The 11,661-nt window shown below is 66.2% G+C and carries 10 protein-coding genes; 6 read left to right on the forward strand and 4 right to left on the reverse strand.

The annotated features are described in order from the left end of the window. The first annotated feature begins 43 nt into the window (after positions 1-43). From OSH10_RS05730 to OSH10_RS05750, 5 genes are all read left to right on the forward strand, one after another. Complete coding sequence (locus OSH10_RS05730; protein ID WP_266330663.1) at positions 44-889, forward strand: transporter substrate-binding domain-containing protein; 846 nt, start codon at positions 44-46, stop codon at positions 887-889. A gap of 18 nt (positions 890-907) precedes the next feature. Then, positions 908-1,567 (forward strand): amino acid ABC transporter permease, encoded by a 660-nt coding sequence (locus tag OSH10_RS05735; RefSeq protein ID WP_266330664.1) that lies wholly within the window; start codon positions 908-910, stop codon positions 1,565-1,567. A gap of 18 nt (positions 1,568-1,585) precedes the next feature. Then, complete coding sequence (locus tag OSH10_RS05740; RefSeq protein WP_266330665.1) at positions 1,586-2,242, forward strand: amino acid ABC transporter permease; 657 nt, start codon at positions 1,586-1,588, stop codon at positions 2,240-2,242. Further along, positions 2,239-3,021 (forward strand): amino acid ABC transporter ATP-binding protein, encoded by a 783-nt coding sequence (locus OSH10_RS05745; RefSeq protein ID WP_266330666.1) that lies wholly within the window; start codon positions 2,239-2,241, stop codon positions 3,019-3,021. Before OSH10_RS05740 ends, OSH10_RS05745 begins: the two co-directional genes overlap by 4 nt. Before the next feature lie 184 nt (positions 3,022-3,205). After that, on the forward strand, positions 3,206-4,072 hold the full coding sequence (locus OSH10_RS05750; protein WP_266330668.1) for an NAD(P)-dependent oxidoreductase: 867 nt from the start codon (positions 3,206-3,208) through the stop codon (positions 4,070-4,072). A gap of 231 nt (positions 4,073-4,303) precedes the next feature. Here OSH10_RS05750 and OSH10_RS05755 read toward each other — a convergent pair whose 3' ends face one another. Continuing rightward, positions 4,304-5,728 carry a mannose-1-phosphate guanylyltransferase/mannose-6-phosphate isomerase gene (locus OSH10_RS05755; RefSeq protein WP_266330669.1) on the reverse strand — a complete coding sequence of 475 codons (1,425 nt, stop codon included), beginning with the start codon at positions 5,726-5,728 and terminating at the stop codon, positions 4,304-4,306. 134 nt (positions 5,729-5,862) lie between these two features. Further along, positions 5,863-8,079 (reverse strand): GumC family protein, encoded by a 2,217-nt coding sequence (locus OSH10_RS05760; protein WP_266330671.1) that lies wholly within the window; start codon positions 8,077-8,079, stop codon positions 5,863-5,865. Positions 8,080-8,292: 213 nt separating this feature from the next. Between OSH10_RS05760 and OSH10_RS05765 the strand changes: the two genes are divergently transcribed. Beyond that, on the forward strand, positions 8,293-10,353 hold the full coding sequence (locus OSH10_RS05765) for an ATP-dependent helicase (protein WP_266330672.1): 2,061 nt from the start codon (positions 8,293-8,295) through the stop codon (positions 10,351-10,353). Positions 10,354-10,533: 180 nt separating this feature from the next. Here OSH10_RS05765 and OSH10_RS05770 read toward each other — a convergent pair whose 3' ends face one another. Both OSH10_RS05770 and OSH10_RS05775 read right to left on the reverse strand, forming a co-directional pair. Then, positions 10,534-10,908, reverse strand: a complete 375-nt coding sequence (locus OSH10_RS05770; protein WP_266330673.1) for a VOC family protein — start codon at positions 10,906-10,908, stop codon at positions 10,534-10,536. 51 nt (positions 10,909-10,959) lie between these two features. Then, positions 10,960-11,658, reverse strand: coding sequence for a helix-turn-helix transcriptional regulator (locus OSH10_RS05775; RefSeq protein WP_266330674.1), 699 nt, complete (start codon positions 11,656-11,658; stop codon positions 10,960-10,962). Between the last annotated feature and the right edge of the window lie 3 nt (positions 11,659-11,661).

The raw sequence follows: 11,661 nt of genomic DNA on the forward strand, positions 1-11,661 counted from the left end.
AAAGTCTTTGGACTAGTCGCGCTGCCTGACAGAGGGGAATAATATGCGCTCTACTGCATTGAAGGTTGCGGCGGGTCTTGGTGCCCTTTCGCTCGCTTTGTCTTTCACGCAGGTGGCTTCCGCCGCCGGCAAGCTCCAGGACGTGCTGAGCCGCGGCAAGCTCGTCGTCGGCACCGGGAGCACCAATCCGCCCTGGCATTTCCGCGATGAATCGGGCGAACTGGTCGGCTTCGACATCGACGTCGCCAAGATCATCGCCAAGGGCCTGTTCGACGACGACACCAAGATCGAGTTCGTGAACCAGGCGTCCGACGCCCGCATCCCGAACATCGTCACCGACAAGGTCGACATCAGCTGCCAGTTCATCACCGTGACGGCCGCCCGCGCCCAGCAGGTCGCCTTCACCGTTCCCTATTATCGCGAGGGCGTCAGCCTGATGATGGTGGCCGGCGGCAAGTATCCCGACTATGCCGCGCTCAAGGCTGCCGGTAATGCCGTGACCGTCTCGGTGCTGCAGAACGTCTTCGCCGAGGGCATGGTCAAGGCCGCGCTGCCCGACGCCAAGGTCGATCAGTTCGAGAGCGTCGACCTGATGTACCAGGCGCTGAATTCGGGCCGGGCCGACGCCGCGGCGACCGACACCTCGTCGCTCGCCTACTACATGAAGCAGAACGAGGGTCGTTACGTCGACTCCGGCTTCAGCTGGAACCCGCAGACCTATGCCTGCATCGTCAAGCAGGGCGATCCGGACTGGCTGAACTTCGTCAATGTCGCGCTGCGCGAGTCGATGACCGGCACGACCTTCCCGATGTACAAGAAGGCGTATGAGCATTGGTTCGGCACGTCGCCGTCCGAGCCGACGATCGGCTTCCCGGCCGAATTCCGCTAAGCCGGAGCCATTTCCGCCGTGAACTACACGCTGCACTTCGGTGCCGTCTGGGCGAGCTTCGACCATCTGCTGGGCGGGCTCGCCATAGGACTGGCTCTTGCCGTCGCCGCCGTGGCGGTCGGTACGGTTCTCGGGCTGCTTTCGGCCTTTGCCAGCGTGTCGAAATCACGCCTGCTGCGCGGGATCAGCGGGACCTATGTCCTGCTGATCCGCAACATTCCGCTGCTCGTTCTGGTGCTGCTGGTCTATTTTGCGCTGCCGGCGACCGGAATCCGGCTCGACAAATATGAGAGCTTCATCGGCTCGCTGGCGCTCTATGCCGGCGCCTATCTGACCGAGGTGTTCCGCGCCGGGCTGCTTTCCGTGCCGAAGGGCATCGTCGAGGCTGGCCGTGCGATCGGCTTGACGCGGATGCAGACCAATCTGTCGGTCGTCATGCCGGTGATGCTGCGAAATTCGCTGCCTTCGCTCGGCAATACCTTTATCGGCATGTTCAAGGACAGCTCGATCGCCGCCGCGATCGCCATTCCCGAACTGACCTTCGAAGCCCGCAAGATCAATGTCGACACGTTTCGCGTCGTCGAGACGTGGACGGTCGCGAGCGGCCTCTACATCGCCGCCTGCTTCACGATCGCCGCCCTGCTGCGAAGGCTCGAGCGCCGCTTCCCCAAATTCTGATCGGGTCACACCTATCCTATGGACGCTTTTCTCGCCCAGCTCTGGATCGCCCGATGGCCGATATTCGACGGCTTCCTGATGACATTGGGCATTTCGGCCGGGGCGATCGTGTTCGGCACGATCCTCGGCTGCATCGTCGGCATCCAGCTCGTTTTCGCGCCGCTCTGGCTCCGTCTTCCATTCCGCGCCTATGTCGACATCATGCGTGGAACGCCGCTGCTGGTCCTGATCCTCGCCGCCTTCTACATCCCGGCCGTGCTGGGGCTATCGCTGTCGGCGGCGCATGCCGGCACGCTGGCGCTTGGCCTGTTCGCCGGCGCCCATATCGGCGAGCTGCTGCGCGGATCGCTGCAGGCCATCCCGCCCGGCCAGATCGAGGCGGGGCGTTCGATCGGCCTTACCTTCCCGCAGATCCTCGCCAACGTGCTGCTGCCGCAGGCGCTCCGCATCTCGCTGCCGCCCTGGATCAATACCGGCGTCGAACTGATCAAGGGCTCCAGCCTGCTCTCGATGATCGGCGTCGGTGAACTGCTGCTGAAGACGCAGGAAGTGATCGGCCGCAATTTCATGACCATTCAATTCTACGTCTTCGCCGGCGTCCTCTATCTGGTGGTGAATATCGCCCTGGACCTGCTCGGCAAGTCGATGGAACGCCGCCTCGGAGCCCGCCAATGACCACGACAGACACCGCGCGACCGCTGCTCGACATTCGCGGGCTCCGGAAGAATTTCGGCGCCGTGGAAATCCTCAAGGGCGTCGATCTCAGCCTCCGTCCGAAGGACGTCGTCTCGATCATCGGCTCGAGCGGCTCCGGCAAGACGACGCTGCTTCGCTGCGTCAATCTGCTGGAGGAATTCCAGGGCGGCGACATCATTCTCGATGGCGAGACGATCGGCTACAAGACGGTCGGCGGCAAGCGGGTCCGGCTGCGCGACGCCGAGCTGTCGCGCCAGCGCGCCATGACCGGCATGGTGTTCCAGAGCTTCAACCTGTTTCCGCATCTGACCGCCGCCGGCAACGTCATGCTCGGCCTGCGCAAGGTGAAGAAGCTCGGCAAGGAGGAAGCCTTCGTCATCGCGGAAAAATGGCTGAACCGGGTCGGGCTCGGCGCGCGGCTCGAGCATTATCCGAGCCAGCTTTCCGGTGGCCAGCAGCAGCGCGTTGCGATCGCCCGCGCGCTGGCGATGAATCCGAAGCTGGTGCTGCTCGACGAGGTGACCTCGGCGCTGGATCCGGAATTGGTGCAGGAAGTGCTGACGACCATCAAGAGCATTGCCGACGATGGCGCGACCCTGCTGATCGTCACGCATGAGATGCGCTTCGCCCGCGAGGTCTCCAGCCGCATTGTCTTCATGGAGCAGGGACGGATCGCCGAGGAAGGCACGCCTGCGGAGATCTTCGGCGAGGGCCGCAGCCAGCGTCTCAACGAGTTCCTGAAGAGCTCGCGCCACTGAACGGCGCTGCGCCGGACGTCCATCAAAATGACGGAAGCGGGCAGCCCTCACCGGCGCCCGCTTTTTTCATGGGGCAGGGCGGTGTCTCGCCCGAGGCGGGGTGCCAGGAAGCGGGTGCCATGTTAGGCCTGTGCGAGGGCGTCGTGGACCGATGCCGGCAGGATGGAATTGGACGGAGATCGAGATGACGAAGGTAGCGTTCCTGGGCCTCGGCGTGATGGGCTATCCGATGGCGCGGCATCTGCAGGCGAAGGGCCACGCGGTCACCGTCTACAACCGCAATGCCGCCAAATCGGCCAAGTGGGTCTCGGAATTCGGCGGCCGCGCTGCCGCGACGCCGAAGGAGGCCGCCGAAGGGCAGGACATCGTTTTCGCCTGCGTCGGCAATGACGATGATCTGCGCTCGGTCACCATCGGGCCGGACGGGGCCTTTGCCGGGCTCGGCCAGGGCGCCGTTTTCGTCGATCACACGACCGCTTCCGCCGAGGTGGCGCGTGAACTGCACGCCGAGGCCGAGAGCCGCGGCTTCGCCTTCATCGATGCTCCCGTTTCCGGCGGCCAGGCGGGCGCGGAGAACGGCCTGCTGACGGTGATGTGCGGCGGCGATGCCGAGCCTTTCGCCCGCGTCGAGCCGGTGATCGCCAGCTACGCCCGCGCCTGCCGCCTGCTCGGACCCGTGGGCTCCGGCCAACTCGCCAAGATGATGAACCAGATCTGCATCGCCGGCATCGTCCAGGGCCTGGCCGAGGCGCTGCATTTCGGCAAGCGCGCCGGCCTCGACGTCGAGGCGGTGGTTGAGGTCATCTCGAAGGGCGCGGCGCAGTCCTGGCAGATGGAGAACCGCTACAAGTCGATGAATGCCGGCCAGTTCGAGTTCGGCTTCGCGGTCGACTGGATGCGCAAGGATCTCGGCATCTGCCTTGACGAAGCGCGCAACAACGGCGCGAAGCTGCCGCTGACCGCGCTGGTCGACCAGTTCTACGCCGATGTCCAGGCCCTGGGCGGCAACCGCTGGGACACGTCGAGCCTGATCGCCCGGCTGGAGACGTAGGGGCCTTTTGGGGCCCGCGCTCCCGCCAACGCCCACCCTCCGCCGTCATCCTCGCGAAGGCGAGGACCCATCCAGCCGTGAACTTGCCCATCCAGCCGTGAACTTGGGCGTTTGGCACGGCTGGCAACCCTGCTGAATGGATCCCGGGTCTCCGCCCGGGATGACGACTGAGGAGGGGCGGCGTGGGTATGCCACGCTTCCGGGAGGGGCTAGCGAAAAGGCGCGCCCCCCTCACACCCTCGCGTAAATATCCTCGATGCGGACGATGTCGTCTTCACCCAGATACGAACCCGTCTGCACCTCGATCAGTTCGAGCGGGATCTTGCCGGGGTTGGAGACGCGGTGGATGGCGCCGAGCGGCAGGTAGATCGATTCGTTCTCGTTCACGGTCCTGATGGTGTCGTTGAGCGTCACCTCGGCGGTGCCACGCACGACGACCCAGTGCTCGGCGCGGTGATGATGCTTCTGCAGCGACAGCTTGGCGCCGGGCTCGACCACGATCTTCTTCACATGGAATCGGTCGCCCCGGCAGATCGTCTGGTAGGTGCCCCACGGCCGGTGAATCTTGATGTGCTCGTTGGCTTCGTTGCGCTTTTCGGCCTTGAGGCTGGCGACCAGATGCTTGACGTCCTGGGCGCGGTCGGAGGGCATGATCAGGATCGCATCCTCGGAGGCGATGACGGTCATGTTGTCGAGGCCGATGCCGGTGACGAGCGGACCCTCGGAGTGGATGAAGGCGTTGTGGCTGTCGATCAGCGCGACGGGGCCGGAAGTGACATTGCCATGTTCGCCGGCCTCGCGGCTGTCGCGCACCGCGTCCCAGCTGCCGATGTCGGACCAGCTGAAGCGGCCCTCGATGACGGCGGCGCGGTCGGTGCGCTCGAGCACGGCATAGTCGATCGACTTCGCCGGCATCGACTTGAAGCTCGTCTCTTCCAGTCGAATGAAACCGAGGTCTTCATGGGCGCCGGCGATCGTCCTGTCGGCGCCGGCCGCGATCTCGGGCTCGAACTTGGCGGCTTCCGCGAGCATCAGGGCGGCCGGGAAGATGAAATTGCCGGAGTTCCATAGATAGCCGTCGGCGACGTAGCGCTCGGCGGTCTCCCGGTCCGGCTTCTCGACGAAGGAGGTGACGGCGAAGGCGCCTGGCGTGCCGAGCGGCTTGCCCGGCTTGATATAGCCATAGCTGGTGCGCGGTTCGGTCGGGGTGATGCCGAAGGTGACGATATGGCCTTCCTCGGCCGCGGCGGCGGCGTCCAGGCAGGCCTGCTGGAACAGGGCGACGTCAGGCACCAGATGGTCGGCGGCGAGCGCCAGCACCAGGCAATCATCGCCATGGATCTTCTGCGCATAGCGGGCGGCGACGATCAGCGCCGCGGCGGAATCGCGTCGCGCCGGCTCCAGGATAATGGTGACGTCGACGCCGATTTCCGCCGCCTGGCGACGGGCGAAGAAACGGAAGGCATCGGCGGTGATGATGATCGGATCCGTACCGCCCGCACTCTTCGGCGGCACCCGCAGCAGCGTGTCCTGATAGAAGGTGCGATCGGATCCGAGCGCCAAAAACTGCTTCGGCATGCTGTCGCGCGAGATCGGCCAGAGTCGTGTTCCCGATCCGCCTGCCAGAATAACCGGAACAATCTTCGAACCTGCCATAGTGATCGCCTCTCAAACGCAGCTTGCGCCTCATGCGCCTTTTGCCGGGGATGCCCCCTCGCTTTGCGGGGATGTTGCATGGCGGGGGGTACCAATTCAACGCGCCGGTCTCTCAGGAGTTCGGTTCGGACCGCTCAGTTTGGAACATTCTTTCCGAATGGTTGCGGTGGCGGCGCGGTGCGCGCTGTTCGGAAAGCGCGGCGTTGGGGGCGGGCGGCGCGGTTGAGCGCCAGCCAGAGATGCGCCGTGCCCCGTCCGCCGCGCGCCATCGCCCGGAGCGCGGCGCGGACATCACGGGCCGGCGTCGCGGCCTCGACGATCATCACGATATCGTCGGCATGGCGTATCCAGAGCAGGGTGTCGACGACGCCAAGCATGGGCGAACTGTCGATGACGATCTGGTCATAAGACTGCCGCGCAGTCTGAAGCCAGTTGCCGAGGCGGCCGGATTGCAGCAGCGCGTCCACTTTGAGCCGCGCATCGCCGGGACCGGCGGCGACGGTGAGATGGGGCGTCACGTCGTCGAACAGGAAGGCGTCGGCGGGCAGGACCGAGGCGATGCGTCCGGCCAGATGATCGGCGAGGCCATGGCGTCGATCGCGATCGAGCGCGGCGTGAATGCCGGGCTGGCGAAGATTGCCGTCGATCAGAAGGGTCCTGCGGCCGGACAATGCGAAGGATCGCGCCAGTGTGATCGCGGTCAGCGTCGCGCCCTCGCCGGGGAGAGCCGCCGTGACCAGCGCCACGCGGGTGATTCCCTGTGGTCGCGGAATGGAAGGGGCGAGATCGAGCCCGAACCGCAATTGCCGCACGCTTTCGGCATAAGGGCCGGCCGGATGCTCCAGGATCTCGTCCGCCGGCCTTTCCCCCGGGCGTCCGGGTCGCGTCTCGATGGCGGGAAGGGAGGCCAGCACCGGCACGCCGGAGAATGCCTCGAGCGCACTCTCGTCCACGAAGCCTCCGGAAACGCGGTCGCGCACGATGGCGGCCGAAACCCCGATCAGCAGCGAGAAGCCCATGGCGAGGCCGGCGATCAGCGGCGTGTCGGGATAGTTCGGGGTGGAGGGCGGCAGGGCGGCCGAAACGATTCGGCTGTCGGGAAGCTGCAGGTCGATTTCGGCCGTGGCGGTCGTCGAATTGGTCGTCAGCTTGTCGACGACCAGGCGCAGCGCCGCCGCATCTCCCTCGACCTCGCGGAAATGCAGCACCAGGTCAGCCGGTACGTCGGGGGCCGTCAGCCGCTGGCTGAGGCGGTTGCGCAACTCGGCTTCGTTCTGCTGCGCCGTGCTCGCCTCGGCGGCGATCCGCGCGATCACGGCCTGGGCCTCCTTGTCGATCTGTCGGTCGAGTTGCGCGAGGCGGGCCTCGGTGTCCGCGCTGTTGGCAGGAGTCGGGCCCTGGCGGATCGCAGCGGCCTGGGCCTGGAGCCGCACCATACGCTCGGAATTGAGTTCGGCAATCAGCGCGTCCCATTCGCGCTTGCGGGCGCGCTCCCGGGATCGGCCGGCCAGCGCGTCATAGCGAAGGCGGTTCGCCTCCTGCTCCTTGATGGCGGAGCGGATGTCTCTCAGCTCGGCGCGAAGCTCCGTGTCGTCGATCTGCAGGATGCTGTCGTCAAGGAAACTGTCGAGCTTGCGGTCGATCTCGCGCAGCGCGGCGCGCGCGCTTTCGAGCTGCTGGGCGAGCCGCTTCTGCATGTCCGCCGCGAAATCGACCTTGGCGCGGATCTGCGCGTCGATATAGGCGGCGGCCAGCTGGTTGGCGATCCGCGCCGCCTTGTCGGGATCCTGGGAGCGCGCCGCCACTTCGATGACATAGGTTGCCCCTCGCCGCGTCACCGCGATCGCCTGGCTCAGCCGTTTCAGGGTCAGCCGGGTGGCCTGCTCGGCGGAAAGCGTGGCTGACCCAAGCCCAGGCAGGCTTGCCAGACGCGCCCGCAAGCCCCGCTTCGGCGTGAATTCTGGGTCGCGGACCAGGTCCAGCGTGTTGACCACGGACAGCAGCACCGAGGGCGAGCGCAGGATCTCGACCTCGCTCTCGACCCGCGCCGCATCGGTCGGCCTGCCGCCGTCGGGTCCGCCCGCGTCCAGCATGCTGCGTTGCCAGGGATCGACAATGACTAGCGCGGAGGCCTTGTAGGCCGGCGTCGCCTGCCAGAGGAACAGCGCGGCCAACAGGTTGATGGCAAGGACGACGCCGAGAAAGGTCCACGCCTGCCTGCGCAGCAGGCGGAACAGGCGCCAGGGATCGGGAGGCTCCGCGAGCGATGCGGCCGATGGCACGGAGGGCGGCGGCGCAGGCGAGTCCTGGCCATCCTCCGAAGCGAGGCGCAGGCCCCTGCCGTCCGACATCCTGACTTCCCCCGTCGAAGCCGATCCGTTTCGCAGATGCTGGGTACAGCGGTCCTGGGATGCAGGAAGCCGCCCGCACAACCCAAGGTGACGTAACGGAAATCGTGAGTCAACACCGGCCCATGCGGCGGTCGCCCGCATTGCGAACAAAACGGGAAACATGCTCCAATCCGGGACGATCCCGCCCTTGATTCGACGGAACCACGCATTTCCATGACGGCTGCCCATCTCGCCCGGCTGAACGACGACCAGCGCCGCGCCGTCGAATTCGGGGTCACCACGCCCGAGTGCGGCCCGCTGCTGGTGATCGCCGGCGCCGGCTCCGGCAAGACCAACACGCTGGCGCACCGCGTCGCGCACCTGATCCTGAACGGCGCCGATCCGCGCCGCATCCTGCTGATGACCTTTTCGCGCCGCGCGGCGAGCGAAATGGCGAAGCGGGTCGAGCGCATCGCGGCGAGCGTGCTCGGCGCCAAGGGCGGCGTGCTGACCGATGCGCTCGCCTGGTCCGGCACGTTTCACGGCGTGGGCGCCAAGATCCTGCGCGAGCACGCGCAATGGATCGGCCTCGATCCGGCCTTCACGATCCATGACCGCGAGGATTCCGCGGACCTGATGAACCTGGTCCGCCACGAGCGCGGGCTCTCGAAGAAGGAGAGCCGGTTTCCGGCCAAGGGCACCTGCCTCGCCATCTATTCGCGCGTCGTTAACTCCGAGACGACGATCGACGAGGTCCTGGTCCGCGTCTTCCCCTGGTGCGCCATGTGGAAGGACGAACTGAAGGCGCTGTTCGCCGCTTACGTCGAGGCGAAGCAGGCGCAGAACGTGCTCGATTACGACGATCTGCTGCTCTACTGGGCCTATCTGATGGCCGAGCCTTCGATCTCGGGCGAGATCGCCGCCCGCTTCGACCACGTGCTGGTCGACGAATATCAGGATACCAACCGCCTGCAGGCCTCCGTTCTGCTCGGGCTGAAGCCGAAGGGGGAGGGGCTGACGGTGGTCGGCGACGATGCGCAGTCGATCTATTCGTTCCGCGCCGCGACCGTGCGCAACATCCTCGATTTCCCCGGCCATTTCTCGCCGGCCGCCGAGATCGTCACGCTGGAGCGCAATTACCGTTCGACCCGGCCGATCCTCGCGGCCGCCAATGGCGTGATCTCGCTGGCGACCGAGCGCTTCACCAAGAACCTCTGGACCGAGCGTGAAAGCGGCGACAAGCCTCAGCTGGTGACCGTGCGCGGCGAGGCCGAGCAGGCGCGCTATGTCGTGGAGACGGTGCTGGAGGCGCGCGAGCGCGGCGTCGCGCTGAAGGAACAGGCGGTGATGTTCCGCGCCTCGCATCACTCGGGCCCACTCGAATTCGAGCTGACCCGGCGCAATATCCCCTTCGTCAAGTTCGGCGGGCTGAAGTTCCTTGATGCGGCGCATGTGAAGGATCTGCTCGCCGTGTTGCGCTTCGTGGAAAATCCGCGCGACCGCGTCGCGGGCTTTCGTGTCGCGCAATTGCTGCCGGGCGTCGGGCCGGGCACGGCGGGCAAGATGCTGGAATCGATGGCCGGCGCCGTCGATCCAATGGCGGCGCTGGCCGAGTTCAAGCCGCCGCAGAAGACGGCGGCCGACTGGCCGGCCTTTGTCGAGCTGGTGGGCCATCTGCGCCAGGCGAAATTGGGCTGGCCGGCCGAGATCGAGGCGGTGCGCAGCTGGTACGAACCGCATCTCGAGCGCATCCACGACGACGCGACGGTGCGGCTGGCCGACCTGGTGCAGCTCGAGCAGATCGCTGCCGGCTTTGCCTCGCGCGAACGCTTCCTGACCGAGTTGACGCTCGATCCGCCGGATGCCACCAGCGGCGAGGCGGGCGTGCCGCTGCTCGACGAGGATTATCTGATCCTCTCGACCATCCATTCCGCCAAGGGGCAGGAATGGAAATCGGTGTTCGTGCTCAACGTCGTCGATGGCTGCATGCCGATCGATCTGTCGACCGGCACGGCGGAAGAAATCGAGGAAGAGCGGCGGCTGCTCTATGTGGCGATGACGCGGGCCAAGGACGAGTTGCACCTCGTCATGCCGCAACGCTTCTTCGTCACGCAGCAGACCCGCGGCGGCGACCGCCACATCTACGCGACCCGCACCCGCTTCATTCCCTCCGCCATCATCGGCCTGTTCCAGCAGGTGATCTGGCCCCCGGCGCCGAGCGAGGTGGCGGGCGCGGCCGCGCAGCCGCGCGTCCCTGTCGACATAGCCGCCCGGATGCGGGGCATGTGGAAGTAGGGGCCCTCTTCTTTGAATCCTCCCCTTGAGGGAGGGTCGAAAACGCCATCGGCGTTTTCGGGGAGGGGGCGTTTCGACGGGAAGGGAACTAGCGTCTGGATTGGACGCGCCGAAGATCCCCTCCCCAAAACCGCTACGCGGTTTTGACCCTCCCTCGAGGGGAGGGTTCAAGGGACGGCCTTATTCGTCCTGCAGGCAGACCCGCAGGCGGTGGCCGTCGGGGTCGAGGGCGACGAAGGTCGGGCCGAAATCGAGGACGGTCAAGGCCTGCTCGATCCGGAGCCCGCGCTGCTGCCAGTCGGCATAGAGTGCGTCGATTTTCGGCTTGTTCTCGACCATGAAGACGATCTCGCCATTGGCGCCGTTTGCCGTGGCGGTGGTGGCAGGGTTGGCCTGGGCGCGGCCCCAGAGGCCGAGCGTCAGGCCGTTGTCGAGCGGCAGCGCGGCGAAGTTGGGCGACAGGCTCGCGGCCGGATGGCCGAGCAGGTCGCCATAAAAGGCGGCGCTGGCGGCCGTGTCGTTCACATAGAGCAGGATCATGCTCGGGGTCGTCATGGTGTTGCCTCCGTTGTCGATGAGGCAGATGTAGCGGGGCCTGCTGTCAGTTTATGACAGCAGTGTCGGATGGCTGATCCCCTCGGCGATCTTCCATTCCTTCAGCAGCGCCTGCCGGCGGCGCGGGTAGCGCGTTTCCGTGACGACGAGATCGGTCATCCGTTCGGTTCGGAAATGGCGGAAGTCTTCCCGTGTTTCGCACCAGGCGACGAGCACGCGCACCTTCTCGAAGAAGCCGAGCGCGAACGGCCACACTGTACGTTGCGAAGCGGCGCCGACCGCGTCGACATAGGCGAAGGCAAGCTTGCGCTCGCCGCGGATCGCCGCGCGGATTGCGGCCAGGTCGACGCCGGGTGTCTCGGTCGAGCTGGCGCCGACCAGAAGCGTCGAACTGTCGAGATCCTCGCGCAGATCCGCCGGCAGCACGGCGGCGATCTTGGCCAGCGCATTGCTGGCGGCGAGCGCCAGTCGGGGATCGGCGCGTTTCGAAACCCAGCGCGAGCCCAGCACCATCGCCTCGATCTCGTCCTCGGAAAACATCAGCGGCGGCAGCATGAAGCCGGGCTTCAGGATATAGCCGATGCCAGCTTCTCCCTCGATCGAGGCGCCCTGCGCCTGGAGCGTGGCGATGTCGCGATAGAGGGTGCGCAGGCTGATGCCGAGTTCCGTGGCCAACACCTGGCCGCTCACCGGCCGGCGATGACGGCGCAGGATCTGGATCAGGTCCAGCAGGCGTTGCGATCGCGACATGGG

It is taken from the genome of Kaistia defluvii (assembly GCF_026343955.1).
Classification (GTDB): Bacteria; Pseudomonadota; Alphaproteobacteria; order Rhizobiales; family Kaistiaceae; genus Kaistia; species Kaistia defluvii.

Coding starts and splice junctions, on each gene's coding strand:
- OSH10_RS05730 (WP_266330663.1), top strand. CDS start 44: ATGCGCTCTACTGCATTGAAGGTTGCGGCGGGTCTTGGTGCCCTTTCG.
- OSH10_RS05740 (WP_266330665.1), top strand. CDS start 1,586: ATGGACGCTTTTCTCGCCCAGCTCTGGATCGCCCGATGGCCGATATTC.
- OSH10_RS05745 (WP_266330666.1), top strand. CDS start 2,239: ATGACCACGACAGACACCGCGCGACCGCTGCTCGACATTCGCGGGCTC.
- OSH10_RS05750 (WP_266330668.1), top strand. CDS start 3,206: ATGACGAAGGTAGCGTTCCTGGGCCTCGGCGTGATGGGCTATCCGATG.
- OSH10_RS05755 (WP_266330669.1), bottom strand. CDS start 5,728: ATGGCAGGTTCGAAGATTGTTCCGGTTATTCTGGCAGGCGGATCGGGA.
- OSH10_RS05760 (WP_266330671.1), bottom strand. CDS start 8,079: ATGTCGGACGGCAGGGGCCTGCGCCTCGCTTCGGAGGATGGCCAGGAC.
- OSH10_RS05765 (WP_266330672.1), top strand. CDS start 8,293: ATGACGGCTGCCCATCTCGCCCGGCTGAACGACGACCAGCGCCGCGCC.
- OSH10_RS05770 (WP_266330673.1), bottom strand. CDS start 10,908: ATGACGACCCCGAGCATGATCCTGCTCTATGTGAACGACACGGCCGCC.
- OSH10_RS05775 (WP_266330674.1), bottom strand. CDS start 11,658: ATGTCGCGATCGCAACGCCTGCTGGACCTGATCCAGATCCTGCGCCGT.